Genomic DNA, 25,747 nt, shown 5'->3' on the forward strand with positions numbered 1-25,747 from the left:
GCCGCATGGACGAGTACGCGGTTCCCATCCTGCCCAGCCGCGACCTGGGCGAGACGCTCGACTTCTACGCTCGCCTGGGCTTCGAGCAGCGTGGCCCGGCGCCGGAGACGTACGACTACCTGATCCTGGTCCGCGGCACGGTGGAACTGCACTTCTGGCACCAGCCCGACGTCGATCCGCTCGCCACGGCGGGCAGTTGCTACCTGCATGTCGCGGACGCGCGGGCCCTCCACCGCCAGTGGGCCGAGATCGGCGTGCCCAACGACCCGGCCACCGGCAGCCGCCTGGAACCGCCCACCGACACCGACTACCGGATGCGGGAATTCGCCCTCGTCGACCGCAGCGGCAATCTGCTGCGGGTCGGCAGCCCGCTTCCCGCTCAGCCCTGATGCCGGCGGATCCCGCGCCCGCGCCCACGTCGGCGCCGAATCAGCAACGTGACCGGGATGGCCCCCAACAGCCCCGCCGCAGCCGGCGCGTTCGCCGCCAACCCCGCTGCCCGCACGCCGATCCCGGGTTGCGTGAACGTGCCCGGGATCGGCAGCGCGCTCCAGTGCGTGAGCGGCCACGCGACCACCACCGCCCGGCCCACCACGTCGCTGTCCGGCACCGCGCCGCCGCCCGGCTCGTCCGGGTGGTAGCGGGAGTCGCTGGAGTCGTTGCGGTGGTCGCCCATCACCCAGATCGAGTTCGCCGGCACCGTGAGCGGCCCGAAGTTCCGGTCACCGCACGGGGTGGCGCCCGGGTAGATGTACGGCTCGTCCAGCGCCTTGCCGTTGACGTACACCGGCCCGGTGCCCTGGCAGCTGACGGTGTCCCCGCCCACCGCGATCACCCGCTTGATCAGGTCCTTCTCGTCGGCCGACGGCATCAGACCGACCCAGCTGAGCGCCGTCTGAGCGCCGTGCAGCACGGGGTTGGCGCTCGGCTTGTTCAGGGTCTCCTGGTCCAGCCAGTGTCCTGGATCGTGGAAGACCACCACCTCGCCGCGTGACGGCTTCGCGCCCAGGAGTGGAGTCAACTTGTCGACCATGACGCGGTCGCCGACCCGCAGGGTGTTCGTCATCGAGGGGGAGGGGATGTAGAAGGCCTGCAGCAGAACGGTCTTGATCAGCAGCGCCAGTACGAGTGCGACGCCGACCAGGATCGGGAGTTCCTTCCAGAAGGGGCGGCGCTGTTTGGGTGAGGGTGGGGCTGGCTCGTTCGCGTCCGCCTGCGCGCTGGTCACCACGTACGCCACGTTCGCTCCCGGTTCCTGTTGACGCGACCTGGCCCCTGGGAGGGCCTCAGCCATCATGGCGGCGGCGTGCTGTGGGCGGTGTAAGGAGGCGGGTCAGTACTTGGGGCCGATGTGCTCGTCCATGAGGGCGACGGAGGGGCGGCGGGCGATGGAGATGTTGGTCGAGCCGTTCGGGCGGTGCGCGGCCTTCCAGGTGACCCCGACGGCGTCGAGGGTGCGGGTGAAGATGCCGATGATGTCGGCCGAGCTGTTGGTGAAGAAGTAGCGCGGGTACTCGTACCGCTTGCCGCCCCGGGCAGTCCAGTTGACGATGCGGCAGCCGTCGGAGTGGATGAGCCCGCGCAACAGCTCCCATGGGTGGGCGGCCACGATTTCCTGCTGCCAAGGGGCGAGCACGATGGCGCGCTCGTGCTTCCTGCCGGGCCCGTGCTGTGGGAAGAGGCAGGGCCAGTGCTTGCTCGTGCTCACCACCGACGTGCACCCCGGCGCCGGGACGCGCAGCACGCCATTGCTGGGCATCACCGCGCGGATGGTCTGCTCGCACTGGTCGATGAGGCCGGGCCAGGTGTTGCCGCACGCGATCCGCAGGGCGTAGACCGACCTACGCCCCTCGCTCAGGCAGCCGTCGCCGAGGTAGAGGCCGAGGAGGTAGCTGTATTCAGCCGATGGGCGGTCAGGGGCGAGGCGGCCGAGGGTGAGTGGGCACTCGGCGGTCATCAGGGGGCTCGGCGTGATGTCAAGGGTCCACTGGCGGATGGAGTAGCGCGAGATGCCCGTGGCGCGGCTGACCTCACTGAAGGTCAGGCCGGAGTGGTGCAGAGCCACGGCGTGGGATCTGGTAGCCAGGTCGTACATACGGCCGAGAGTGCGGGTGCTTTCGGCCTTCCGAGGCCGGAATCAGCGAAGACCCACTCTCGCGAGTGAAGATCGCCAACTGTTTACGCTCGCTTTATAACCTTCGAATCGAAGGAAAAGTGCCCCGGGTGGGATTTGAACCCACGCTGTCGGTGGTTTGAGCACCGTGCCTCTGCCGCTGGGCTACCGGGGCGCCCATCGAATCGAAGGTTTCCCTCGACCCGGTTAGTCTCAAACATACCGCGTCTAGGTACCCTCGTGCATGCACCCCCCGCCGGAACGAGGAGCCCCGTGAGCACCGCCGACGAGCAGCCCCAGGCGCTTGAGACCGACTCGCCCCAGATCACCCGAATTGTCATCGCCGAGGACGAGGCGCTGATCCGGCTCGACCTGAAGGAGATGCTCGAGGAGGAGGGCTACACCGTCGTCGGTGAGGCGGGAGACGGGGAGACGGCCGTGCGGCTGGTCGAGGAGCACAAGCCCGACCTGGCGATCCTGGACGTGAAGATGCCGATCCTGGACGGCCTCTCCGCCGCCGAGCGGATCCATGCCGCGCACCTGGCGCCCGTGCTGATGCTGACCGCGTTCTCGCAGCGGGAGTTGGTGGACCGGGCGCGCGACGCGGGCGCCATGGCGTACATCGTCAAGCCGTTCTCGAAGAGTGACCTGGTGCCCGCGATCGAGATGGCGGTGTCGCGGTACACCGAGATGCGGGCGCTCGAGGGGGAGATCGCCGACCTGACGCAGCGGTTGGAGACCCGCAAGCTGGTGGACCGGGCGAAGAGCGTGCTGCAGACGAAGTTCGGGCTGGACGAGCCGGCCGCGTTCCGGTGGATCCAGAAGACGTCGATGGACCGGCGGATGACGATGGCGGCGGTGGCCGAGGCCGTGATCGAGGAGGGCGAGGCGCAGGACCGCAAGAAGGCCGAGTCCACCGAGGGCTGACCGGAGAGCTGATGCGGCGAGCGCGCGGAAGTGGCTGAGCGCGGTGGGGTGACCGAGGCCACCCCACCGCGCTCAGCAAGAGCCCCAGAAGGAGCTCAGTCCTCGCCGAGGTAGGACTTGCGCACCGACTCGTCGCGCAGCAGCTCCGCGCCGGTGCCGCTGAGCACGATCCGTCCGGTCTGCATCACGTAGCCGCGGTCGCTCAACGACAGTGCCGCCTGGGCGTTCTGCTCGACGAGCAGGATGGTGGTGCCGCCGCTCTTCAGCTCGATGATGGTCGCCATGATCTTCTGCATCATGATCGGCGACAGGCCCATGCTGGGCTCGTCGAGCATCAGCAGCTTCGGCCGGGACATCAGCGCGCGTCCCATCGCGAGCATCTGCTGCTCGCCGCCGGAGAGGGTGCCGGCGGCCTGCTTCCGGCGTTCGCCGAGGATCGGGAAGAGGGTGTAGGCCCGTTCGATGTCCTGGGTGATGCCGGCGCTGTCGTTGCGCAGGAAGGCGCCGAGGAGGAGGTTCTCCTCGATGGTCATCCGGGGGAAGATGTGCCGGCCTTCGGGGGAGTGGGCCAGGCCCAGGGCGACGATCCGGTGGGCGGGGACGGTCTCCAGCGGCTGCCCGTCGAAGGTGATGCTGCCGGCGGTGGGGCGCAGCAGGCCGGAGAGGGTGCGCAGGGTGGTGGTCTTGCCGGCGCCGTTGGTGCCGATCAGGGTGGTGACCTCGCCGGCGGCGACGCTGAAGCTGATGCCCTTGACGGCTTCGATCTTGCCGTAGGCGACGCGGAGGTCCTGGACGTCCAGGAGGGCGTTGCTCATTCGTCGTTCTCCGTGCTGTCGGCGGCGCCGTCGGCCGTGTCGTTGTCGTCGGCGGTGCTGTCGTCGGCGGTGCTGTCGGAGGCCCCCGGCACGCTCTCCAGCGGCTCGCCCAGGTACGCGGTGATCACGCGTTCGTCGTTCTGCACCGTCTCCCGGTCGCCCTCCACGATCTTCTGGCCCTGGACCAGTACGGCGGTGCGGTCGCAGAGGTTGAAGATGAAGCGCATGTCGTGCTCGATGACCAGGATCGCGATGCCCCGGTCCCGGATGGCGAAGACCAACTCCTCGGCGGCCCGGGTCTCCTGGGGGTTCATGCCGGCGGTGGGCTCGTCGAGCAGCAGCAGGCCGGGCTCGCTGGCCAGGGCGCGCGCGATCTCGAGCTTGCGCTGCTCGCCGTAGGGGAGGTTGCGGGCCAGGTGGTCGGCCTTGCCGGCGAGGCCGGTGAACTCCAGCAGGTCCATCGCCTTCGCGCGGCTGTCGGCTTCGGCGCGGCGGTAGCCGGGGCCGCGGACCAGGGCGGAGATGAGGCCTTCCTTGGTGCGGCTGTGCCGGCCGACCAGGACGTTCTCCAGCACGGTCATGTTGGCGAAGAGCCGGATGTTCTGGAAGGTGCGGGCGATGCCGGCCTGGGTGACCAGGTGGGGCTTGGGCGGCAGCACCTTGTCCCGGTACTTCACGGTGCCCTCGGTCGGCACGTACAGGCCGGTGAGGCAGTTGAAGAAGGTGGTCTTGCCGGCGCCGTTGGGGCCGATCAGGCCGATGATCTCGCCTTCGCCGACGGTCAGGTCGACGTTGTTGACGGCGGTGAGGCCGCCGAAGCGCATGGTGACGCCGCGGACGTCCAGCAGCGGCGCGGCGGTGCTGGTCACGGTGGTGGTGGTCACGTCGGTCACGCCCCTGCCTTGCTGAGGTTGACGTTGTCGGGGCCGCTGCCCTGTTCGGGGATCTCGACGGCGTCCGCGTCGTCGGCGTGGAACTCCAGTTTCCGGCGCCGGTTGGCGATGATGCCCTCGGGGCGGAAGCGCATCAGCAGGATCAGTGCCACGCCGAAGGCGAGCAGCTGGTAGTTCTGCAGGAAGGAGAGCTTCTCGGGGATGAGGTAGAGCAGCGAGGCGCCGAGCAGCGGGCCGCTGACGGTGCCCATGCCGCCGAGGACGACGGCGGCGAGCAGGAAGGCGGAGTTGGGCGGGGTGGAGCCGGCGAAGACGTAGGGGTCGGGGACCACGTTGTAGGTGACGTGGGCGCTGACGGTGCCGGCCAGGCCGGCCAGCGCGGCGCCGAGGGCGAAGGCGGTCAGCTTGGTGCGGAAGCCGTTGATGCCCATGGCCTCGGCGGCGGTCTCGTCCTCGCGGATGGCGATCCAGGCGCGGCCGATCCGGGAGTTGCCGGCCCGGCTGAAGACGGCGACGACGATCAGGGTGACGATCAGCATCAGGAAGAAGTAGTTGGCGAACCGGCCGATGGTGATGGAGCCGAGCTGGTGGGCGGTGCCGAGGTTGAGGCCGAAGATGCTGATGTCCGGGATCTGCGGGATGCCGTTGGGGCCGTTGGTGATCTTCGGTCCGGAGGTGCCGTCGAGGTTCTGCACGGTGATGTGGAAGATCTCACCGAAGCCGATGGTGACGATGGCCAGGTAGTCGCCGCGCAGTCGCAGGGTCGGTGCGCCGATCAGCACGCCGAACACCATGGAGACTCCGGCGCCGATCAATGCGGCTGCCCAGAACGGTACTTGGGCGTTGTGGAAGGGCGAGAACGGGGAGCCGGAGACGAGGGCCGCGGTGTAGGCGCCGACGCCGAGGAAGGCCACGTAGCCGAGGTCGAGCAGGCCGGTGAGGCCGACCACGATGTTGAGGCCGAGGGCGACGGTGGCGAAGATCAGGATGTTGACGCCGACGTTGGCGTCGTGGTCGTTGTTCTGGGTGAGCGGGAAGAGCGCGGCGGCCACGAAGGCGGCGGTCATCGCGAACGGGCGCTGGCGCTGGAGCAGGGCCGCGCCGCGCTCGAAGAGGCCGGACTTGAGGTAGGCGGCGGCGCTGAACCCGGCGGCGATCAGGTAGCCCTCGAAGAGTTCGCCGTAGGAGGTGTCGATGCCGTAGGTGAAGAGCAGCAGGCCGGCGGCGGTGATCAGGGTGACCCAGAGCCGCTCGATCCAGGGCGAGGTGGCCGCGGGGGCCTTGGCGGGCCGGTGGTCGGCGGGCAGTGCCAGGGCGCCGTAGAGCGCGGGCAGCACGGCGAGGCCGGCGATGAAGCCGCCGGTGGTGAGGTTGGCGAGGCCGCCGAGTTCGATGGCGATCGCGGCCAGGGTGAACCAGGTGGTGGCGAAGGCGGCCAGGGCCAGGCGGCGCAGTGGCGCGGTGTGGCCGGTGGGGGCCAGGGCGCGCAGCACCGGCAGGTCGTAGGCGGCCAGCGTCTGCAGCAGCAGGAGCAGGCCGGTGGCGACGGTGAGCCACTGCAGGCCGCCGGGGTAGCCGCTGACGGTGAGGTCGCCGGGGAAGTCCGCGGTCCAGGTCCAGGAGAGGAAGGCGGAGGCGATGGTGAGGACGGCGCCGCCGGCGACCAGGGCGCGGGCGACGGGGGCCGGGGCGCTGCCTTCGAGCCGGGCGAGGGTGCCGGCGGCCTGGCGGCGCAGCAGGGCGAGGGTGGGGCTGGTGGTGGTCATCTCTGGTTCTCCTCTCGCCTCAGGCCCGGTCCGCTACTCGTTCGCCGAGTAGTCCTTGCGGTCGCAGCAGCAGGACCAGGATGAGCAGGACGAAGGCCCACACGTCGGCCCAACTGCCGCCGCCGAGCTGTTGCATGCCGGGGACGTTGGAGATGTAGGCGGTGGCGAGGGCTTCGGCGAGGCCGAGCACCAGGCCGCCGAGCATCGCGCCGTAGATGTTGCCGATGCCGCCGAGAACGGCGGCGGTGAAGGCCTTGAGGCCGGCCTGGAAGCCCATGCTGTAGTCGACCTCGCCGTAGCGCAGGCCGTAGCAGACGGCGGCGACGGCGGCGAAGAGGGCGCCGATGCCGAAGGCGGCGGCGATGATCTTGTTGGTGTCGATGCCCATCAGCTGTGCGGTGTCCGGGTCCTGGGCGGTGGCCTGCATGGCGCGTCCGGTGCGCGAGCGCTGCACGAACAGGGCCAGGATGATCATGCAGATCGGGGCGGCGAGCACCGTGAACAGGTCACCGGACTGGATCCGGATGCCGGCCAGGTGCCAGGGTCCGGCGGCCAGTTGGGGGAAGGCGCGGGGGCTGGTGGCCTTGGGGTAGAGGTTGTGCACGGCCTGCTGCAGGGCGAGCGAGAGGCCGATGGCGGCGATCAGCGGTGCCAGCCTGGGGGCGTTGCGCAGCGGGCGGTAGGCGAAGCGTTCGGCACCGAGCGCGATCAGCACCGAGGTGAGGGCGCCGCCGATCAGCATCAGGGGCAGCGCGAGCCAGAGGCTGGTGCCGTGCGGCAGCACCAGGTAGACGGTGAGCGCGCCGAAGCCTCCGGTCATGAAGATCTCGCCGTGGGCGAAGTTGATGAGCTGCACGATGCCGTAGACCATCGTGTATCCGATGGCGATCAGCCCGTATGTCGAGCCTAGGAAAAGGCCGTTGGCGAGTTGTTGCGGCAGGGTGTGCACCGCAGCCTCCAGGTCGGTGGTGCCGGCGTCGCGTGGTGCGCGCGGAGTGAGGGGGGACGCGGGGCCGCGCGCGCGGTCTTCGCGCGGGCGGCCCCGTGGCGGGTCGGGTGGTGCGGGTCAGCCGTTGAAGGTGCCGGTCTTGACCGAGGCCCACTTGCCGCTGGTGACCTGGTACACGGTCAGCTGCTTGTTGGTGGTGTCGCCGTACTGGTCGAAGGAGACGTGTCCGGCGATGCCGTCGAAGTCGCTGGCCTGCACGCCGGCCACCACCTTGGCGCGCGCGTCGCTGGGCAGCTTGCCGTTGTTGGCGCTGACCACGCTGCCGATCGACTTGATGATCGCGGTGGCGGCGTCGTACGAGTAGCCGCCGTAGGTGCCGTAGTCGCCGGGGTAGTTGGCGGCCTTGTACTTGGCGATGAAGTCCTTGGCGGTGGCCAGGGTGTCGACCGGGACGCCGACCGAGGTGGCCAGGTCGCCTTCGGAGCCGGCGCCGGCGGTGGAGATGTAGGTGGCGGAGAAGATGCCGTCGCCGCCGAACAGCGGGATGTTGGCGCCGGCCGCCTTGAGCTGCTTGGAGAGCAGCGAGGCCTCGTCGTACTGGCCGCCGTAGTAGAGCAGGTCGGCGCCGGAGGACTTGATCTTGGTGACCAGGGTGGAGAAGTCCTTGTCCCCGGTGTTGACGTGGTCGGTGCCGGCGATCTGGCCGCCGTCCTTGGCGAAGGCGTCCTTGAAGATGCCGGCCAGGCCCGCGCCGTAGGCCTGCTTGTCGTCCACCACGAAGGCGTTCTTCTTGCCGGCGGCGCTGGCGTACTGGGCGGCGAAGGCGCCCTGCAGGGCGTCGGTGGTCGCGGTGCGGAAGTAGGTCTTGTAAGCGCGGGTCTTCTGGCCGCTGGCCCAGTTGGGGCCCTGGGTGAGCGTGGGGTTGGTGTTGGACGGCGAGATCTCGACCAGGTTGGCGGTCGCGAACACCTGCTGCATGGACTGCGCCACACCGGAGTTGAGCGGGCCGACGACGCCGAGCACGCTGGAGTCGGCGACCAGGCCGGTGGCGTTCTGCTGGCCGGTGGCAGGCTGGGCCTGGTCGTCCAGGGCCTTGACCTTGAACGTGACGCCCGGCACCAGGTGGTTGGCGTTGGCGTCGTCCACGGCGATCTGCACGCCGTACTGGATGCCCAGGCCGGTGGCGGAGTTCTGGCCGGAGAGCGGGGCGTCGACGCCGATGGTGACCGTCAGGCCGCCGGACGCGCTGTTGCTGCTGGACTTGTTCCCGCCGCGGGAGCCGCAGGCGGTGACGGTGAGGGCTCCGGTGAGGGCGATGCTCAGCACAAGCAGTGAACGATGACGCACGAGGGGTTCCCCTTCTGGTGTGAAGGCAGCGGGCCGTGGGCGGCCGCGGCCGGTTCGCGCACTGGGGCAGCCCGATCTGGTTGGCTCGATCCGGTGGCGCGGTGACTGGCCGTGACTCTAGAGCGGCCGGGCGGCCGGTGGCAGGGGTGTGCGCCTGCTGTGATTCTCTTGTTATGAGCACCTTATGCTGGCGTCTCACATGCTGGACTTTCGGGGAGCGCCGGAGACTCCACCGTTTCTGACGAATCGTCAGGTACTGTCCCAATGGCCGGGGAACGAGGTGGTGATGGGCGATCTGTTCGGTGAGCGGACATGATTGTCCGAGTGGGGTCGTCTGGTCGCCTGCGTCCGGAATGCGGACTTGACGCAGTGTCGGCGACCTTGGCAGGCGCTGCGCGCAGGGCCGCCGATGCGTAGCGGGCCTAGCCTTAATGTTACGCAACGTCACAGAGGGGAGTCGCTGTCGCCTGCTCGGCCGGCCCTGCACATGACGGCGCCCCCTCGTCGGCCAAGGACCTGCCCAGTGCGGGCGGTGGCCAAACGGAGGGGGCGCGTGGGTCTGGTCGGGCCGGCGATTCGTGCCGGTGGTGCGGTCGCCGGTGGTGCGGTCGCCGGTGGTGCGGTCAGAGGTCGCGCAGCGCGCAGGTCAGCCGGCAGCTGGTGATCCGGCGCCCGGTGTCGTCGGTGATCGCGATCTCGTAGGTGGCCGCGGTGCGGCCCTTGAAGACGGCGGTGGCCACGCCGGTGACCAGCCCGGAGGTGGCCGAGCGGTGGTGGGTCACGTTGAGGTCCACGCCCACCGCGTACCGGCCGGGGCCCGCGTGCAGCATCGCCGCTATCGACCCGAGCGTCTCGGCCAGCGCCGCCGAGGCGCCGCCGTGCAGCAGGCCGTAGGGCTGCTGGTTGCCCTCGACCGGCATGGTGCCGACCACCCGGTCACCGGAGGCCTCCACCACCCGGATGCCCATCTTGTCGCCGAGGGTGCCCCCGGAGAAGGTGCTGGGCTCCACGCCGAGCTTGGCGAAGTGGTCCAGCACGTCCTGCGGCACGTCCAGCACCAGGGGGGCCTGGGCGACGGTTTCGGTGGGGGGCTGCTCGGTCATCGGTCATCTCTCCTGGTCGCCGGTGATCTGATCTTCGGTCGTGATCTTCGGTCGTGATCGCCTTTCGTGATCGTACGACCGGGACCGTCCGATGTGGGCGCTGGCCCGCCCGCGAGCGGGCGGTGTTGCCGGTTCGGGTTGTCGGTGCGGCGCCCTAGGATCGAGGGCGGTAGTTGCTGGATCGGCTAGGAACGGACGTTGACGTGGCGCAGCGGAGTGCGGGGCAGAGCGCGGGCAGTACGGGCGGGGCGGCCGGGGCGCGGCCCCGGCTGATGCTGCTCGACGGCCATTCCCTGGCGTACCGGGCGTTCTACGCCCTGCCGGTGGAGAACTTCAACACCACCACCGGGCAGCCGACCAATGCGGTCTACGGCTTCGCCTCGATGGTCGCCAACACGGTGCGCGACGAGGCCCCCACCCACCTCGCGGTCGCCTTCGACGTGTCGCGCAAGACCTTCCGCTCCGAGGAGTTCCCGGACTACAAGGCCAACCGGGCCAAGACCCCCGACGAGTTCCGCAGCCAGGTCGGCCTGATCGGCGAGCTGCTGGACGCGATGAAGGTGCCCCGGATGTCGCTGGAGGGCTTCGAGGCCGACGACATCATCGCCACCCTGGCCACCGCCGCCGAGGCGGCCGGCTTCGAGGTGCTGATCGTCACCGGCGACCGCGACGCACTGCAGCTGGTCACCGAGCACACCACCGTGCTCTACCCCACCAAGGGTGTCTCCGAGCTGACCCGCTACACCCCCGAGAAGGTCGCCGAGAAGTACGGCGTGACGCCCAGCCAGTACCCGGACCTGGCGGCGCTGCGCGGCGACCCGTCGGACAACCTCCCCGGCATCCCCGGCGTCGGCGAGAAGACCGCCGCCAAGTGGGTCAACCAGTTCGGCTCCTTCGACGAGCTGGTGGCCAGGGCCGACGAGGTCAAGGGCAAGATCGGCGAGAAGCTGCGCGAGCACCTCGACTCGGTCAAGCGCAACCGGGTGCTCACCGAGCTGGTGCGGGACGTCGAACTGCCGCTCGGGGTGGCCGATCTGGGCCGTGAGCCGTTCGACCGGGAGGCCGTCGGGCAGCTGATGGAGTCCCTGGAGTTCCGCAATCCCAACTTCCGCGAGCGGGTCTTCGCGCTGGACGTGGGCGCCGTCTCGGAGACGGCCGCCGCCGAGACCGCGCCGGGTGTGGAGGTCGCGGGCGAGCTGCTGACCGAGCCGGGCGCGCTGGCCGGCTGGCTGGCTGATCACGCCGCCGGGCCCGCCCCGGTCGCGCTGGCCGCCGTCTACCAGTGGGCGCTGGGCAGCGGTTCGGTCCAGGAGGTGGCGCTGGCCACCGCCGAGAGTGCCGCCTGGTTCGACCCCGCCCAGCTGGCCGAGGCCGACGAGCGGGCCTTCGCCGGCTGGCTGGCCGATGCCGCGCGCCCCAAGGCGCTGCACATCGCCAAGCAGGTGATTCGGGCCTTCGCCGAGCAGGGCTGGCAGATCGAGGGCGTGGCCGCCGACACCGCGCTCGCCGCCTACCTGGAGAAGCCGGGCCGGCGCACCTTCACCCTGGAGGTGCTCGCCGAGGAGTACCTGGGCCGTTCGCTGGCGCCCGTCGAGGCCGCCGAGAGCGGTCAGCTCGCCTTCGACGCTCCCGAGGACGACCCGACGGCCGGCGCCCAGGCGCTGATGGTCCAGGCCCGCACCGTGCTCGACCTGGCCGAGCTCTTCGAGGGCCGGCTGGCCGAGCACGGCGCGGTCGAGCTGATCCGCGACATGGAGCTGCCGATCGCCGCGCTGCTGGCCCGGATGGAGCGCACCGGCATCGCCGCCGACCGCGCCTGGCTGCAGTCGCTGGAGAGCCAGTTCGCCGCCGAGATCCAGCGGGTGGTGGAGGAGGCGCACCGCGCCGCCGGGCGGGAGTTCAACCTCGGCTCGCCCAAGCAGCTCCAGGAGATCCTCTTCAACGAGCTGGGCCTGCCCAAGACCAAGAAGATCAAGACCGGCTACACCACCGACGCCGACGCGCTGACCTGGCTGGCCGCCCAGACCGAGAACGAGCTGCCGGTCATCCTGCTGCGCCACCGCGACCAGGCCAAGCTGCGCACCACGGTCGAGGGCCTGCTCAAGACGGTCTCGCCGCAGGGCCGGATCCACACCACCTTCAACCAGATGGTCGCCGCCACCGGCCGGCTCTCCTCGCAGGACCCGAACCTGCAGAACATCCCGGTCCGCACCGAGGAGGGCCGCCTGATCCGGCGCGCCTTCGTGGTCGGCGACGGGTACGAGTCGCTGCTGACCGCCGACTACTCGCAGATCGAGCTGCGGATCATGGCCCACCTCTCCGAGGACGAGGCGCTGATCGAGGCCTTCGCCACCGGCGAGGACCTGCACACCACGGTCGCCTCCTCGGTCTTCAGCGTGGCGCCCGCCCAGGTGGACGCCGAGATGCGCCGCAAGATCAAGGCGATGTCCTACGGTCTGGCCTACGGGCTCTCCGCCTTCGGGCTCTCCCAGCAGCTCGGCATCAAGCCGGCCGAGGCGCAGGGCCTGATGGACACCTACTTCGAGCGCTTCGGCGGGATCCGCGAGTACCTGCACCGGGTGGTCGAGGAGGCTCGCGCGACCGGGTACACCGAGACCCTGCTCGGCCGCCGCCGCTACCTGCCGGACCTGACCAGCGACAACCGCCAGCGCCGCGAGATGGCCGAGCGGATGGCCCTCAACGCCCCCGTGCAGGGCTCGGCCGCCGACATCGTGAAGATCGCGATGCTCCGGGTGGACGCGGCGCTGACCGAGGCGAAGCTCAGCTCCCGGATGCTGCTCCAGGTGCACGACGAAATCGTCCTGGAGCTGGCCCCGGGCGAGCGCGAGCCCGTCGAGGCGATCGTCCGCGAGCAGATGGCCGGCGCCTACGACCTGCGCGCCCCGCTGGACGTCTCGGTCGGCGTCGGGCCCGACTGGGAGGCGGCGGCGCACTGATGGTCGGGCCGCCGGGCTCCGTGCGGGGTCCGGCGGCCGGCTGCGATCAGTACGGCAGCAGGCCGGTGGTGTCCAGGACGAAACCGAAGGGCGCCGGGATGTGGACGGATTCCCCGAAGACGGCGTCCTCCCGGAGCCGGTAGCGGTCGTTCTCGGGTTCGCTGAGCAGCGTCACGGTCTTCTGCCCGGGATCGACGATCAGGTAGGCGGGGATCCCCATCTGGGGATAGTCCCGGACCTTTCCCTCCCAGTCGTTCTCCGGGTTCGAGGGCGAGACGATCTCGACGGCGATCAGGGCGAGTTCGGCGGGAATCCTGTTCTCCGTGGTCGCCATCGCGTCCTCGGGGAGGTAGGTCAGGTCCGGGTTGCGTAGCTTGCCGACCGCGGGCGACGACAGATCGGAGTTCCCGGTCGCCAGGTAGCCCTCGGGTGCGTGCGCCTCGAACTGGCGCTGGATCAGGGCGAGGTTGCGCTGGTGGATACCCGACGGCGAGGCCTGCATGATGATCACCTCGCCGGAGAACTCGACCTTGATGTTCTTCGGCGCGATCCTGCGGGCTTGCTCGATCAGGTCGAGGTGGTGCGCGTACATCTGTCCTCCAGGGCCGACTCGCCCCAGCGTAGACGGCCGACTCATGGCCCGGGGTCACTCGCGGGGGCTCGCGTGCCGGCCCGGTCCGCCCGCTAGGATCCGCTCCTGATCTTGGTGGACCTATACGAGGGCGGGGCAGGTGTCCGAGAACGAGCAGCAGCAGCCGAGCGACGAGGGCAGCGGAGCGATGCGCGCCCTGCTCGGACGGCTCGGCGAGCGCCGGGGCGGCGCGCTCGCGGTCGCGGCGGGGGTGCTGGTGCTGGCCGGCGGCGCCACCTGGCTCGCGGCGGGCGGGGGCTCCACGGCCCGGGCCCACTCGGCGCCGGTTCCCGCGGCGAGCAGCGCTGCCCCGTCGCCCAGCGACAGCCCGACGCCGTCCGCCTCGCCGACCCCGAGCTCGCCCCCGCCATCGGCCACGCCGCCCGCGACCAGCGCCGCGCCCACCCGTACCGAGCCGCCTGCCACCACGGCCGCGCCCAAGCCGCGCAGCACGGCACGGGCGGCCGCCAAGCCGGCCCAGCCCTCGGCTCAGCCGCGCTCGACGGACCCGCACGACATCCCACCGGTGCCTTGCGGAACATCCTGCGTCGTCGGTACCCCACCGGGACCGGCGCCCTGCCCGCCGCACAGCATCAATCAGTACCCGCCCTGTGACCCGGTCCAGAGCGGCATCCCACTGCCCCTGCCGACCCCGCCGCTGCCCACCCAGTACCCCCCGATCCCCTGACGCTCCGTCACTTCCTCGGGTTCGCCCGCCGGGTGGGCTCCGCCGTCGTCGGGTCCTCGGGCCATGGATGCCGCGGGTAGCGGCCGCGCAGGTCGGCGCGGACGGCGCGGTAGCCCTCGCGCCAGAAGGTGGCCAGGTCGCCGGTGACGGCGGCGGGGCGGCCGGCGGGGGAGAGCAGGTGGATGGTGAGCGGGATCCGGCCGCCGGCCAGGGCCGGGGCGGACGCCCAGCCGAAGAGTTCCTGGAGTTTGACGGCGAGCACCGGGCGCTCGGTGGAGTAGTCCACCCGGATCCGCGAGCCGGTCGGGACGGTGATCCGCTCGGGGGCCAGCTCGTCCAGCCGGCCGGCCTCGCCGGTGGCCCAGGGCAGCAGGCGTTGCAGCGCCGAGCCGACGTCGAGGCGCTCCAGGTCGGCGCGCCGCCGGGCCCGGGAGAGTTCCGGTTCCAGCCAGTCGTCGGCTGCCGCGAGCAGGGCCTGGTCGCTGACGTCCGGCCAGGGCGCGCCGAGCGCCTGGTGCAGGAAGGCCAGCCGCGCGCGCAGCGAGCTCGCGCCCTCCGGCCAGCGCAGCAGTTCGCTGACGCCCTCGCGGGCCAGGCCGTCCAGCAGCGCGGCCCGCACCAGCGCCGGGTCGGGGCGGGCGAGTTGGGCGGCGTCCAGTTCGAGCGCGCCCAGCGCGGTGAGCCGACGGGCCGTCAGTTCGCCGCGCCGGCTGCCGGGTGGCACGGCCCAGTACACCTCGTCGCGTTCGGTGAGCAGGTGCGCGGCGGCGCTGCGCGCGGTGCTCTCGTCGATCGGCACCGCCCGCTGGACGCGTGCCGAGGCGGCGCCGGCGGGCCGGTCGGCGACCGCGATGGCCAGCCAGGGTGCGCCGCTCAGCGGCGATCCCGGCGCGGTCTCGGCGGCGGTGCCGGAGGCCATCAGGAAGGCGCCGCTGCGGGCCCGGGCCACCCGCTCGGGGTGGGCCAGCGCGACCAGCAGGCCGGCGGCGGCCGCGTCCGGCAGCTCGCGGTCGCCTGCGGTCACCTGGGCCCGCAGGCGCCGGACCTCCTGCCGCCAGCGGGCCGCGTACGGCGTGCTTGCGTCCCGCACCGCACGCCACACCGCTGACAGGTCGTCACCCAGCTCGCGCGGGGGTTCCTCGGAGAGCAGCGCGACGATCTCGGCCGCGCGCCGGGCGCCCACCGCCGACGCACCGTCGAGCAACGCACGTGCCAGCCGCGGGTGCAGGCCGGTGCGGGCGAACCGGCGGCCACGCTCGGTCGCGCGCCCGTCCGGTGTCACCGCCCCGAGCGCGAGCAGCGTCTGCCGGGCGGCCGCCATCGCCCCGGCCGGTGGCGGATCGGGCAGCGCGAGCCCGCCGGCGTCGGGGTCGCCCCAGCAGGCGGCTTGCAGGGCGAAGCCGGTCAGGTCGGCCAGGGCGATCTCGGGGGTCGGGAAGCGCGGTGCGCGGGCGTCCGCCACCTCGGCCCAGCAGCGGTAGACCGTCCCCGGTGCCTCGCGCCCTGCTCGGCCCGCCCGTTGCCGGCCGGCCGCCAGCGAGGCCCGCACGGTGACCAGGCTGCCCAGCCCGCGCGCGTGGTCGGTGCGCGGCTCGCGGGCCAGCCCGCTGTCCACCACGATCCGCACGCCCGGCACGGTCAGCGAGGACTCGGCGACCGAGGTGGCCAGGATGACCCGCCGCCGCGCACCGACCGCGAGCGCCGCGTCCTGCACGGCCGCCGGAGCCTGCCCGTGCAGTTGGAGGACGTCGACGCCGGGCAGCGCGCCGAGTTGCCCGGCCACCCGGGCGATCTCGCCCACGCCCGGCAGGAAGCAGAGCAGGTCACCGCCGCGCTCGGCCAGCGCCCGGCGCACCACGGCCGCGACGTGCTCCAGCAGCGCGGGGTCGGTGCGGGTGCCGTGCGGCGGGCGGACGGCGCGCGGCGGGGGCGCCCACACCACCTCGACCGGGTGGGCGATCCCGTGTGCCGCCACCACCGGTGCGTCGCCCAGGAGTTCGGCCCAGGCCGCGGTGTCCGAGGTGGCCGAGGCGACCAGCACCGCCAGCTCGGGCCGCAGCGTCTCGCGGACGTCCAGCAGGAAGGCGAGCGCGGTGTCCGCGTCCAGGTGCCGCTCGTGGCACTCGTCCAGCAGCACCAGGTCCACGCCGGGCAGCTCCGGATCGCGCTGCAACCGCTGCAGCAGCACCCCGGTGGTGACCACCTCGACCACCGTCTCGGGCCCCACCACCCGCTCCCCGCGCACCGTGTGCCCCACTCGCCCGCCCGGCTTCTCGCCCAGCAGCCAGGCCATCCGGCGCGAGGCCGCCCGCACCGCGAGCCGCCGCGGCTCGGCCACCAGCACCCGGCGCACGGGCGCGCCGGCGTCCAGCAGGCCGGCCAACGCGAGCGGCACCAGCGTCGTCTTCCCGGTGCCGGGCGGGGCCGAAAGCACGGCCACCGCGCGTTCGTCGAGGGCGGCGGTCAGCGCGGGCAGCGCGGTGCGGACGGGCAGGTCGAGAGTCACGAGGCCAAGTATCCAGACCGCCCGGAGACTCAGCCCCGCCCGCAGACGAAGATCGCCGTCCCCGGGATGTGCCGGCCGCGCAGCGGGCTCCAGCCGCCCCACTCCTGCTCCAGCTCGGCCGGCCACTCCGGCTCCACCAGGTCGAGCAGGGCGAACCCGGCCGCCACCAGCTCGCGCACCCGGTCGCCCAGCGTGCGGTGGTGCTCCACGTAGCTGGCCCGCCCCTGCTCGTCCTGCTCGACGTAGGGCGTGCGGTCGAAGTAGGAGGCGGTCGCGGTCAGTCCGGCCGCCCCCGGTTCGTCGGGGAACGCCCAGCGGATCGGGTGGGTGACCGAGAAGACCCACCGCCCGCCGGGCCGCAGCACGCGGTGCACCTCGCGCATCAGCGCCGCGGTGTCCGCGCTGAACGGCACCGCCCCGTAGGCCGAGCAGGCCAGGTCGAAGGAGCCGTCCGCGAACGGCAGCACCGCGGCGTCCGCCTGCACCAGGGCGATCGGCTCGTCGCCCCGGGAGAGGTCGATCCGCCGCGAGTGCTGCAACTGCCGGTGCGAGATGTCGAGTGCCACGGGGCGGGCACCCTGCGCGCGCAGCCAGCGCGAGCACTGTGCCGCGCCCGCGCCGATCTCCAGCACCTCGCGGCCGGCCACCTCGCCGAGCAACTCGGCCTGCGCCTCGTCCAGCCCCTCGGGGCACCAGGTGAAGCGGTCGTCGCCGAGGAACGCCCCGTGCTCGTCCTGGTACTCGTCGGCGTTGCGGTCCCACCAGTGCCGGCTGGCCCGGCTGCTCTCCTCGGGCGCGGCTTGGCGGCGCAGCGCGACGTCGTCATCTTCCGGGCCGCTGTCCGGGCCCCCCTCCGGCTCCGCACCCCAGGTGCCAGGGGTGGTGTCAAGAGTCATGATGCGCCTCGCGTAGGGTAGGGGTTGCGGAAAGCGCCGCTGCTTGGCACCGGCCCCTCGGGGACGGGATCAGGCGGTGGCATCCGGGGAGCCGGGCCCCTGTCGGCTGCCACTCCCCACGTCGGCCGGCAGGTCGCGTGAGGTGCGCAGTTGGAGGATATGGCCTGATCCATACCAGCCTGGACGGTCTCGTCGCCTTCGGCGTTGACCGTGTCCGGCTGTCCCCGTATGCTACAAGTTGCGCTGCGGGCCTGTGCGCCTCGGACGGAGCAGGTCGCGCTCGCATCTGTCGAAGACCCCACGGTCGCAAGACGGACACCTCCTGGAATCTGGGAATGGTGGGCCGTGCTCTTGGCTGTCCGGCTTTCGGTGGTAGCGAACCGGGCCCCCGCGTGGCATTACCTACGACTTCATGTCCGTACCGGAGCCCTTTTCCTAATGACGAGCCCCACCGACACCTCTGTCAGCACCACCCCGCAGGTTGCGGTCAACGACATCGGCGACGCGGAAGCATTCCTCGCGGCGATCGACGAGACCATCAAGTACTTCAACGATGGCGACATCGTTGAGGGCATCATCGTGAAGGTCGACCGTGACGAGGTGCTCCTCGACATCGGTTACAAGACCGAGGGTGTCATCCCCTCCCGCGAGCTCTCGATCAAGCACGACGTTGACCCGCACGAGGTCGTCAAGGTCGGCGACGAGATCGAGGCCCTGGTTCTCCAGAAGGAGGACAAGGAGGGTCGTCTGATCCTGTCCAAGAAGCGCGCACAGTACGAGCGCGCCTGGGGCACGATCGAGAAGATCAAGGAAGAGGACGGGATCGTCACCGGTACCGTCATCGAGGTCGTCAAGGGTGGTCTCATCCTCGACATCGGCCTCCGTGGCTTCCTCCCGGCGTCGCTGGTCGAGATGCGCCGCGTGCGCGACCTGCAGCCCTACGTGGGCAAGGAGCTCGAGGCCAAGATCATCGAGCTGGACAAGAACCGCAACAACGTGGTCCTGTCCCGCCGTGCCTGGCTGGAGCAGACCCAGAGCGAGGTCCGCCAGACCTTCCTCACCACCCTGCAGAAGGGTCAGGTGCGCTCCGGCGTCGTCTCCTCGATCGTCAACTTCGGTGCCTTCGTGGACCTGGGTGGCGTCGACGGTCTCGTTCACGTCTCCGAGCTGTCCTGGAAGCACATCGACCACCCGTCCGAGGTTGTCGAGGTCGGCCAGGAGGTCACCGTCGAGGTTCTCGACGTGGACATGGACCGCGAGCGCGTCTCCCTGTCGCTGAAGGCGACCCAGGAGGACCCGTGGCAGCAGTTCGCGCGGACGCACCAGATCGGTCAGGTCGTCCCCGGTAAGGTCACCAAGCTGGTTCCGTTCGGTGCGTTCGTCCGCGTGGACGAGGGCATCGAGGGTCTGGTCCACATCTCCGAGCTGGCCGAGCGCCACGTGGAGATCCCGGAGCAGGTCGTCCAGGTCGGCGACGAGATCTTCGTCAAGGTCATCGACATCGACCTCGAGCGTCGTCGCATCAGCCTCTCGCTGAAGCAGGCCAACGAGTCGCTCGGTGCCGACCCGGCCTCGGTCGAGTTCGACCCGACCCTGTACGGCATGGCCGCCTCGTACGACGACCAGGGCAACTACATCTACCCGGAGGGCTTCGACCCCGAGGCGAACGACTGGCTGCCCGGCTACGAGAAGCAGCGTGAGGAGTGGGAGCGCCAGTACGCCGAGGCGCAGACCCGCTTCGAGCAGCACCAGGCCCAGGTCATCAAGAGCCGCGAGGCCGACGCCGAGGCCGCTGCCGAGGGTGGCGACGCGGTTGCCGCCGCCGCTGGTGGCAACTACTCCTCCTCCAGCGACGAGGGCGCCGGCGCCCTCGCCTCGGACGAGGCGCTGGCCGCCCTGCGCGAGAAGCTGGCCGGCGGCCAGAGCTGATCGCACAGCGCGACTCCGCGTGAGTTGAACTGAGTGGGCCCCCACCCGGGGTTACCGGGTGGGGGCCCACTGTCATGTTCTGTCCGGGTTCCCCCGGTGATGTCGCTTTGGTGTGATAAGGCGCTCATCGCGATCTTATGAGTGTTTTAGGGCGGAACACCTAGCGTTGGATGAGTTGCCCGTCTGGGCCACCTCGCCCCGCACGCTAGGCCTTCCGCTTGATGCGCCTTTCCGCTGCTCCACCCTCATCGTCGGCTGCCGCTCCCGGCAAGCTCGCCGCGCTCGGCCGGTTCTGCCATCGTCACCGGCGTTGGGTGCTCGCCTTCTGGGTTGCCGTGCTCGCGCTCGGGGTGCTGATCGGCGGCCGGGTCTTCGAGGGGTCGGTCACCAACACTTCCTCCGGCGGCTACGAGTCGGTTCAGGGGACCAACCTGGTCGCTGCCGCCGATCCGTCCTCCGGGACGGTCACCGCCGTGATCGCCGGGCAGCCGGTGGACACCCCGGCAGTGCGCGACGCGGTGACCGTCGCCGCGCAGGACCTGGCCAAGCTGCCGGGCGTGCTCTCGGTCTCCGACGCCTACCAGAGCGGGCAGCAGGCGCTGCGCTCCGCCGACGGTGCGTCCAGCCTGGTCAACGTGCGGATGACTGCGGACGCCGGCTCCGCGCAGCAGCAGGCGGTCAGCCAGCGGCTCGCGGCCGTGCAGGCGCCCGGCACGCACGTCACGATCGGCGGCGACCTGGTGCTCCAGCACGAGGTCAAGGCGCAGACCCAGTCCGACACCAAGTTCGGCGAGATCGTCACCCTGCCGCTCACTTTGATCGTGATGGTGCTGGTCTTCGGCGGCCTCGCCGCGGCCAGCCTGCCGGTGATCGGCGCGGTCGCCTCGGTCGGTGGGGCGCTGCTGGCGATGTTCGGTTTCAGCCAGATCATGAGCATCGACACCACCGTGCTGCCGATCGCCACCGTGCTGGGCCTGGGCCTGTCGATCGACTACGCGCTGCTGATGGTCAACCGGTTCCGGGAGGAACGCGGGCGCGGCGCCGAGATCGCCGCCGCCGTCGAGCGGACGGCTGCGACGGCCGGGCGCACCGTCGCCTTCTCCGGACTGACCGTGGCGGTCGCGCTCAGCGGGCTCTTCGTCTTCACCAGTCCGGTCTTCCGGGCGGTGGCCGCCGCCGGGGTCAGCGTGGTGGTGATCGCGGTACTCGCCGCACTCACCCTGATCCCCGCGCTGCTGGGCTTCGCCGGGCACCGGATCAAGCCGCCCAAGCACGCCGAGCCCGACGAGGGCTTCTTCGCCCGCACGGTGCGCCGGGTGCAGCGCCGCGCGGTGCCGGTCGCGCTGGTCTGCGTCACGCTGCTGACCCTGGCCGGCGCGCCGTTCCTGCACGCCGACATGCGCTCCACCGGCGCCGCCGTGCTGCCCACCAGTTCGGCCGGCCGTCAGGTCTCGGACACCATCGCGCAGCAGTTCCCGCAGCTGGCGCCCGCACCGGTGACGGTGGTGGTGCACGGCGCCGAGCAGGCGGTCGCCCACTACGCCGACGACGTGGTGGCCAAGCTGCCCGGGGTCGCCGGGGTGCGCGCGGTGCAGTCGGTCGGCCCGGACCTGAGCACCGTCGACGTGCTGGTGCACGGCGACCCGCAGGGTGGCACGGCCAAGCAGGTGGTGGACGAGCTGCGCGCGGATCGGGGCGGGCTGACCACCTACGTCACCGGGGACGCGGCGAGCGTGGTCGACTTCCAGCACGAGCTGGCCAGTCGCGGGCCGTGGGCGCTGGGGTTGGTCGCGATCGGCACCCTGGTGCTGCTGTTCCTGATGACCGGCTCGGTGGTGATGCCGATCAAGGCGCTGCTGATGAACCTGCTCTCGCTGGGCTGCTCGCTGGGCGCGCTGACCATGGTCTTCCAGCACGGCTGGTTCAGCGGGCTGCTCGGGTTCGCCCCGACCGGGGGCCTGGAGACCTTCATCCCGGTGCTCGTCTTCGCCTTCGCCTTCGGTCTCTCGATGGACTACGAGGTCTTCCTGCTGGCCCGGATCAAGGAGCTGCGGGACCAGGGCTACGACTGCAAGCAGTCCGTGCAACTGGGGTTGCAGCGCAGCGGGCGGATCATCACCTCGGCGGCGCTGCTGATGGTGATCGTCTTCGCCGGGTTCGCGGCCGGGCAGATGCTGATGGTCAAGGAGATGGGCATCGCGTTGGCGGTGGCGGTGGCGGTGGACGCCACCGTGGTCCGGTGCCTGCTGGTGCCGGCCATGATGTCGCTCTTCGGTGAGTTCAACTGGTGGGCGCCCGCGCCGCTGCGCAAGCTCTACGCCCGGTTCGGGCTGCGCGAGCACGTGGCGCTGCCGCCGCTGGAGGTGGCCGCCGGCGCCTCGGTGCCCGGCCCGCGCAGCCCCGAACCGGAGCCCGTCGAGGTGGAGCTCGTCGAACCGGAGCTCACTCGCCGTTGACGCAGGCGTTGCCGAAGCCGGAGTTGAGCGCGCCGCCGAGGTTGGCGGAGTCGCAGGCGGCGGCGGCGCCGGCGCCGGTCAGGATCAGGCCGCAGAGGGCGACGGTGAGCAGCAGCGAGTTGCGCAGGGAGATCACGCGAGGGTCCTTAGGGGCTGGACGGGACAGTGCGTCCTGCTAACGCGTGTCGGGGTGCAAAGGTGACTGTGGGTCAGCTGATCCGCCGCAGGAGGTCGACGGCCTGGGCGAGAGTGAGCCGCTCCGCCTCGGTCAGCTCGCGCTCGATCGCCTCGGCCAGTTGGTTCTCCCGGCGCCGGCGCTGGTCCTGAAGGGTGGCCCGGCCCGCCTCGGTGGCGGTCAGCACGAGCTTGCGCCCGTCGGTGGGGTGGCGTTCCTGGCGGATCAGGCCGGCCTGGAGCAGCAGCGTGACGGTGCGGGCCATCGACTGGTGGCGCACCCGCTGGCGGTCGGCCAGCTCGGCGGTGGTGTGCGGGCCCTCGCGGACCAGCCAGCCGAGCGCGCCGGCCTGGTTCTGCGGCAGCGCCGACTCCTGCCGAACGTGGCGGACCAGCTCGCCGAGGGTGGCTCGCAGGTCGGCGGCCAGCTGGAGCGAGGCGGGGGCAGGGGGCGGCGCACTGGTCATGGATCCAGTCTAACGAAAATATGCACAGCAGAACTGCACAGCACTGCTGTACAGTTCTGCTCATGAAGCTGACCAAGTTCGGACATGCGTGCGTCCGCATCGAGCAGAACGACACCACTCTCGTCATCGACCCGGGTCTGTTCACCGAACCCGAGGCGGTCGAGGGTGCCGACGCGCTGCTGATCACCCACGAGCACTTCGACCACTTCACCGAGGACCAGGTCCGCGCCGCCCTGGCCGCCAACCCCGGCCTGCGGATCTGGACCAATCGCGCAGTCGCAGACCAGCTGGCCGGCCTCGGCGCCGCCGTCACCGTGGTCGGCGCCGGGGACGCGTTCGACGTCGGCGGGATCGACGTCTCGGTGCACGGCGAGTGGCATGCCGTCATCCACCCCGACCTTCCGCAGGTGGGGAACATCGGGTTCCTGCTGGCCGGCGGGCTGCTCTTCCACCCCGGGGACGCGCTGACCGTGCCCGAGCACCCGGTGCGAACCCTGCTGCTGCCGATGGCCGGCCCGTGGAACAAGGTCGGCGAGCTGATCGACTACGTGCGCGAGGTCAAGCCGGAGCGGGTGCTGGGCATCCACGACGCGGTGCTCAGCGAGATCGGTCGCAGCATCGGCGAGCGCTTCCTGGGCGAGCACGGGCCCGGGACCGGCGCGCCGTACTCCTTCCTGCAGCCCGGCACGGGCCTGGAACTGGGCGCTGTGTAGTCTGCCGCCATGCGGAAGATCGGACTCACCGGTGGCATCGGGGCGGGCAAGAGCGCGGTGGCGGACCTGCTGGTCTCCTACGGCGCGGTGCTGATCGACTCCGACCTGATCGCCCGTGAGGTGGTCGCCCCCGGCACGCCCGGACTGGCGGCGGTGGTCGCGGAGTTCGGTCCCGGCGTGCTCGGCGCGGACGGCGCGCTGGATCGGCCCGCGCTCGGCGCGATCGTCTTCGGCGACCCCGAGCGGCTGGCGGCGCTGAACGCGATCGTCCACCCACTGGTCCGGGAGCGCTCGGCGCAGCTGGAGGCGGCCGCCGCGCCCGATGCCATCGTGGTCCACGACGTGCCGCTGCTCGCCGAGAACGGGCTGCGGCCGCTCTTCGACCAGGTGATCGTGGTCGACGCCGACCAGGAGGTCCGGCTGGACCGGCTGGTCCGGCTGCGCGGGATGGCCGAATCGGAGGCCCGGGCCCGGATGGCCGCCCAGGCCAGTCGCGAGCAGCGGCTGGCGGTGGCCGACCTGGTGGTGGAGAACAACGGTTCGCCGGCCGAGCTGGCCGAGCGGGTCAAGGCCCTCTGGGAGCGGCTCAGTTCGACGGCTGGATGAGGTCCCAGCGGTTGCCGCAGGGATCATGGCGGCAGCCTGGGCGACGGGGCGGCAGCGCCGGTTGCCGCCGCCCCGTCACCTCAGCTGGTCAGGCTCAGGCCCGGGCGCAGATCACGTAGACGCTGATGCCCACACTCTCGCTTCCGGGCTGGTGGCCGATGCCGATCCAGCCGTTGCCGTCGTCGGTCGGGAAGCTGCCGTTCAGCACCGAGTTGTTGCCCCGGGCCTCGGCGCCGCCGCCGAGGGCCTTCTTGCCCTCCGGGCAGCGGACGGTCCGGCGCTCGAAGTTGCGCACGTTCGCGTTGGGCAGCGTGACGAGCTGGTAGCCCTCGATTGCCCGGCTGGCGGCCGCCGGCTGGCCCTGCTGCGCGCCGTCGGTGGCATCGGCGTTGGCCTGCGCGGTCAAACCCGCGCCGGCGGCCAGCGTGACCGCCAACGCACAGGCGCCCAGCACGATCTTGCTTCGCATCATCTGCGTCGTCTCCTTACAGCGTGTGGCGAGCCCGTGGGACCGGGGTCTCGCTCCACCGGGATCATCGGCAGCCGGCAGTGCTCGACGTGAGCCAAACCCCACTTTCGATGGAATGCGAAGCATCGGCTCTGGGGGAGGGCGCTCGCTAGACGGATCGAGCGTGCCGGGCGAGCAGCTTGCGGGCACCCGGGCCCTGAGCGCCCTGGACGTCGTGCGGGTTGTAGAGGGCGCACTTGCCGAGCGAGAGGCAGCCGCAGCCGATGCAGCCGGTGAGGTGGTCGCGCAGGCGTTGCAGGTCGGCGATCTGCTCGTCGATCCTGGCCTGCCAGCTGGTGGCCACCGGGCGCCACTCGGCGCTGGTGGGGGAGCGGTCGACGGGGAGGCCGGCCATCGCGGCGCGGGCTTCCTCCAGCGAGAGGCCGACGGCCTGGGCGGCGCGGATGAAGGCGACCCGGCGCAGGGTCTGGCGGGCGAAGACGCGCCGGCCGCCGGCGGTGCGGTCGGCGTGGATCAGGCCGAGTTCCTCGTAGTAGCGCAGCGCGGAGGGGGCCAGGCCGCTGCGGGCGGCGAGTTCGCCGATGCTGAGGTGGGCGTTCATGGGGTCAGATCCTAGGGCTTGACCTCAAGTCGGCTTGAAGTAGCAGGCTGGTCGCATGACGAAGACCTACGGGGAACTGCCCGGCCTGCTGAGCCGGATGACCGGAGCCGAGAAGCACGGCCCGGCGGCCACCTCCACCCTCGACGCGCTCTGGGTGCTGTACGAGCGGGTGTTGCGGGTGGCGGACCCCGCCGACCCCGAGCGGGACCGGTTCCTGCTCTCCAAGGGCCATGGGCCGATGGCCTACTACGCGGTGCTCGCGGCCAAGGGCCTACTGCCCGAGGAGTGGCTGGACGGCTTCGGCGGCTACCACTCGCCGCTGGGCCACCACCCCGACCGCACGCTGATCCCGGGCGTGGAGATCGGCTCCGGCTCGCTCGGGCACGGTCTGCCGCTGGGCGTCGGCACCGCGCTCGGGCTGCGCGCCCAGGGGCTGACCGGGCCGGCCGTCTGGACGCTGCTCGGGGACGCCGAGTTCGACGAGGGCAGCAACCACGAGGCCGTCGCCTACGCCGGGGCGGTCGCGCTGGACCGGCTGCACGCCGTCGTGATCGACAACTCCTCGGCCACGCACGGTTGGCCGGGCGGGATCGCGGCCCGCTTCGCGGCGGCCGGCTGGTCGGCGGTGACCGTCGACGGCCACGACCACCAGGCGCTGTACGCCGCCTTCACCACCGAGCACCCGGGCCGGCCGCACGCCGTGATCGCCCGCGTCGAGCCGAAGAACTAGCGGGGAGACAG

The 25,747-nt window shown here is 71.4% G+C and carries 24 protein-coding genes and 1 tRNA gene; 9 read left to right on the forward strand and 16 right to left on the reverse strand.

Annotated elements, in window-relative coordinates; translation table 11 throughout:
• Positions 1-5: 5 nt before the first annotated feature.
• Complete coding sequence (locus ABH937_RS01835; protein ID WP_370216898.1) at positions 6-389, forward strand: bleomycin resistance protein; 384 nt, start codon at positions 6-8, stop codon at positions 387-389.
• On the opposite strand, the gene lepB is transcribed toward ABH937_RS01835, so the two are convergent.
• The 3 genes from lepB to ABH937_RS01850 all read right to left on the reverse strand — a co-directional run bounded on the left by lepB (position 380) and on the right by ABH937_RS01850 (position 2,288).
• On the reverse strand, positions 380-1,240 hold the full coding sequence (gene lepB / locus ABH937_RS01840) for a signal peptidase I (RefSeq protein ID WP_370216899.1): 861 nt from the start codon (positions 1,238-1,240) through the stop codon (positions 380-382). The two genes, ABH937_RS01835 and lepB, sit on opposite strands and share 10 nt — an antisense overlap.
• A gap of 93 nt (positions 1,241-1,333) precedes the next feature.
• Complete coding sequence (locus ABH937_RS01845; protein ID WP_370216900.1) at positions 1,334-2,095, reverse strand: transcriptional regulator; 762 nt, start codon at positions 2,093-2,095, stop codon at positions 1,334-1,336.
• Between the two features lie 120 nt (positions 2,096-2,215).
• Positions 2,216-2,288, reverse strand: a tRNA-Leu gene (locus tag ABH937_RS01850).
• A 98-nt stretch (positions 2,289-2,386) separates the two neighbouring features.
• Here ABH937_RS01850 and ABH937_RS01855 point away from each other — a divergent pair.
• Positions 2,387-3,040, forward strand: a complete 654-nt coding sequence (locus ABH937_RS01855) for an ANTAR domain-containing response regulator (RefSeq protein ID WP_280687085.1) — start codon at positions 2,387-2,389, stop codon at positions 3,038-3,040.
• A gap of 95 nt (positions 3,041-3,135) precedes the next feature.
• Here the strand turns inward: ABH937_RS01855 and ABH937_RS01860 are convergent, their stop codons facing one another.
• The 6 genes from ABH937_RS01860 to ABH937_RS01885 all read right to left on the reverse strand — a co-directional run bounded on the left by ABH937_RS01860 (position 3,136) and on the right by ABH937_RS01885 (position 9,913).
• On the reverse strand, positions 3,136-3,855 hold the full coding sequence (locus ABH937_RS01860) for an ABC transporter ATP-binding protein (RefSeq protein WP_280687086.1): 720 nt from the start codon (positions 3,853-3,855) through the stop codon (positions 3,136-3,138).
• Positions 3,852-4,748, reverse strand: a complete 897-nt coding sequence (locus tag ABH937_RS01865) for an ABC transporter ATP-binding protein (protein WP_280687087.1) — start codon at positions 4,746-4,748, stop codon at positions 3,852-3,854. The genes ABH937_RS01860 and ABH937_RS01865 overlap by 4 nt, the downstream gene beginning before the upstream one ends.
• Entirely contained in the window at positions 4,745-6,514 is a 1,770-nt protein-coding gene (locus ABH937_RS01870; protein WP_370216901.1) for a branched-chain amino acid ABC transporter permease, read from the reverse strand. Before ABH937_RS01870 ends, ABH937_RS01865 begins: the two co-directional genes overlap by 4 nt.
• Before the next feature lie 19 nt (positions 6,515-6,533).
• Positions 6,534-7,463 (reverse strand): branched-chain amino acid ABC transporter permease, encoded by a 930-nt coding sequence (locus ABH937_RS01875; protein WP_280687089.1) that lies wholly within the window; start codon positions 7,461-7,463, stop codon positions 6,534-6,536.
• 117 nt (positions 7,464-7,580) lie between these two features.
• On the reverse strand, positions 7,581-8,810 hold the full coding sequence (locus tag ABH937_RS01880; protein ID WP_280687090.1) for a branched-chain amino acid ABC transporter substrate-binding protein: 1,230 nt from the start codon (positions 8,808-8,810) through the stop codon (positions 7,581-7,583).
• A 623-nt stretch (positions 8,811-9,433) separates the two neighbouring features.
• The gene (locus ABH937_RS01885; RefSeq protein WP_280687091.1) at positions 9,434-9,913 is read right to left on the reverse strand and encodes a hotdog fold thioesterase; all 480 of its coding nucleotides are present in this window, start codon (positions 9,911-9,913) and stop codon (positions 9,434-9,436) included.
• 272 nt (positions 9,914-10,185) lie between these two features.
• Between ABH937_RS01885 and polA the strand changes: the two genes are divergently transcribed.
• The gene (polA, locus tag ABH937_RS01890) at positions 10,186-12,870 is read left to right on the forward strand and encodes a DNA polymerase I (RefSeq protein WP_370217129.1); all 2,685 of its coding nucleotides are present in this window, start codon (positions 10,186-10,188) and stop codon (positions 12,868-12,870) included.
• Positions 12,871-12,916: 46 nt separating this feature from the next.
• Here the strand turns inward: polA and ABH937_RS01895 are convergent, their stop codons facing one another.
• The gene (locus ABH937_RS01895) at positions 12,917-13,462 is read right to left on the reverse strand and encodes a Uma2 family endonuclease (RefSeq protein ID WP_280687093.1); all 546 of its coding nucleotides are present in this window, start codon (positions 13,460-13,462) and stop codon (positions 12,917-12,919) included.
• A 139-nt stretch (positions 13,463-13,601) separates the two neighbouring features.
• Here ABH937_RS01895 and ABH937_RS01900 point away from each other — a divergent pair, with 139 nt between their 5' ends.
• Positions 13,602-14,189 carry a hypothetical protein gene (locus tag ABH937_RS01900; protein WP_370216902.1) on the forward strand — a complete coding sequence of 196 codons (588 nt, stop codon included), beginning with the start codon at positions 13,602-13,604 and terminating at the stop codon, positions 14,187-14,189.
• A 7-nt stretch (positions 14,190-14,196) separates the two neighbouring features.
• Here ABH937_RS01900 and hrpB read toward each other — a convergent pair whose 3' ends face one another.
• Both hrpB and ABH937_RS01910 read right to left on the reverse strand, forming a co-directional pair.
• Positions 14,197-16,695: an ATP-dependent helicase HrpB gene (hrpB, locus tag ABH937_RS01905; RefSeq protein ID WP_370216903.1), complete on the reverse strand. Its 2,499-nt coding sequence runs from the start codon at positions 16,693-16,695 to the stop codon at positions 14,197-14,199.
• Between the two features lie 29 nt (positions 16,696-16,724).
• Positions 16,725-17,591: a class I SAM-dependent methyltransferase gene (locus ABH937_RS01910; RefSeq protein ID WP_370216904.1), complete on the reverse strand. Its 867-nt coding sequence runs from the start codon at positions 17,589-17,591 to the stop codon at positions 16,725-16,727.
• Positions 17,592-18,029: 438 nt separating this feature from the next.
• Between ABH937_RS01910 and rpsA the strand changes: the two genes are divergently transcribed.
• The gene (gene rpsA / locus ABH937_RS01915; protein WP_280687097.1) at positions 18,030-19,520 is read left to right on the forward strand and encodes a 30S ribosomal protein S1; all 1,491 of its coding nucleotides are present in this window, start codon (positions 18,030-18,032) and stop codon (positions 19,518-19,520) included.
• Positions 19,521-19,834: 314 nt separating this feature from the next.
• On the forward strand, positions 19,835-21,976 hold the full coding sequence (locus tag ABH937_RS01920) for an MMPL family transporter (RefSeq protein WP_280687098.1): 2,142 nt from the start codon (positions 19,835-19,837) through the stop codon (positions 21,974-21,976).
• Here ABH937_RS01920 and ABH937_RS01925 read toward each other — a convergent pair.
• A complete protein-coding gene (locus tag ABH937_RS01925; RefSeq protein ID WP_280687099.1) occupies positions 21,963-22,112 on the reverse strand; it encodes a hypothetical protein in 150 nt (49 codons plus the stop codon). The genes ABH937_RS01920 and ABH937_RS01925 overlap by 14 nt on opposite strands.
• Positions 22,113-22,185: 73 nt before the next feature.
• Entirely contained in the window at positions 22,186-22,617 is a 432-nt protein-coding gene (locus ABH937_RS01930; protein WP_280687100.1) for a MarR family winged helix-turn-helix transcriptional regulator, read from the reverse strand.
• Between the two features lie 62 nt (positions 22,618-22,679).
• Here ABH937_RS01930 and ABH937_RS01935 point away from each other — a divergent pair, with 62 nt between their 5' ends.
• Together ABH937_RS01935 and coaE are read left to right on the forward strand one after the other, a co-directional pair.
• Positions 22,680-23,330, forward strand: coding sequence for an MBL fold metallo-hydrolase (locus ABH937_RS01935; protein WP_370216905.1), 651 nt, complete (start codon positions 22,680-22,682; stop codon positions 23,328-23,330).
• A gap of 9 nt (positions 23,331-23,339) precedes the next feature.
• Positions 23,340-23,936 (forward strand): dephospho-CoA kinase, encoded by a 597-nt coding sequence (gene coaE, locus ABH937_RS01940; protein WP_280687102.1) that lies wholly within the window; start codon positions 23,340-23,342, stop codon positions 23,934-23,936.
• Between the two features lie 94 nt (positions 23,937-24,030).
• Here the strand turns inward: coaE and ABH937_RS01945 are convergent, their stop codons facing one another.
• Both ABH937_RS01945 and soxR read right to left on the reverse strand, forming a co-directional pair.
• A complete protein-coding gene (locus ABH937_RS01945; RefSeq protein WP_280687103.1) occupies positions 24,031-24,408 on the reverse strand; it encodes a hypothetical protein in 378 nt (125 codons plus the stop codon).
• A 145-nt stretch (positions 24,409-24,553) separates the two neighbouring features.
• Positions 24,554-25,006: a redox-sensitive transcriptional activator SoxR gene (gene soxR, locus ABH937_RS01950; RefSeq protein ID WP_280687104.1), complete on the reverse strand. Its 453-nt coding sequence runs from the start codon at positions 25,004-25,006 to the stop codon at positions 24,554-24,556.
• Between the two features lie 55 nt (positions 25,007-25,061).
• On the opposite strand from soxR, the gene ABH937_RS01955 reads away from it, so the two are divergent.
• Complete coding sequence (locus tag ABH937_RS01955; protein ID WP_370216907.1) at positions 25,062-25,736, forward strand: transketolase; 675 nt, start codon at positions 25,062-25,064, stop codon at positions 25,734-25,736.
• Positions 25,737-25,747 lie beyond the last annotated feature (11 nt).

Source organism: Kitasatospora sp. GAS1066B (assembly GCF_041262605.1).
Classification (GTDB): domain Bacteria; phylum Actinomycetota; class Actinomycetes; order Streptomycetales; family Streptomycetaceae; genus Kitasatospora.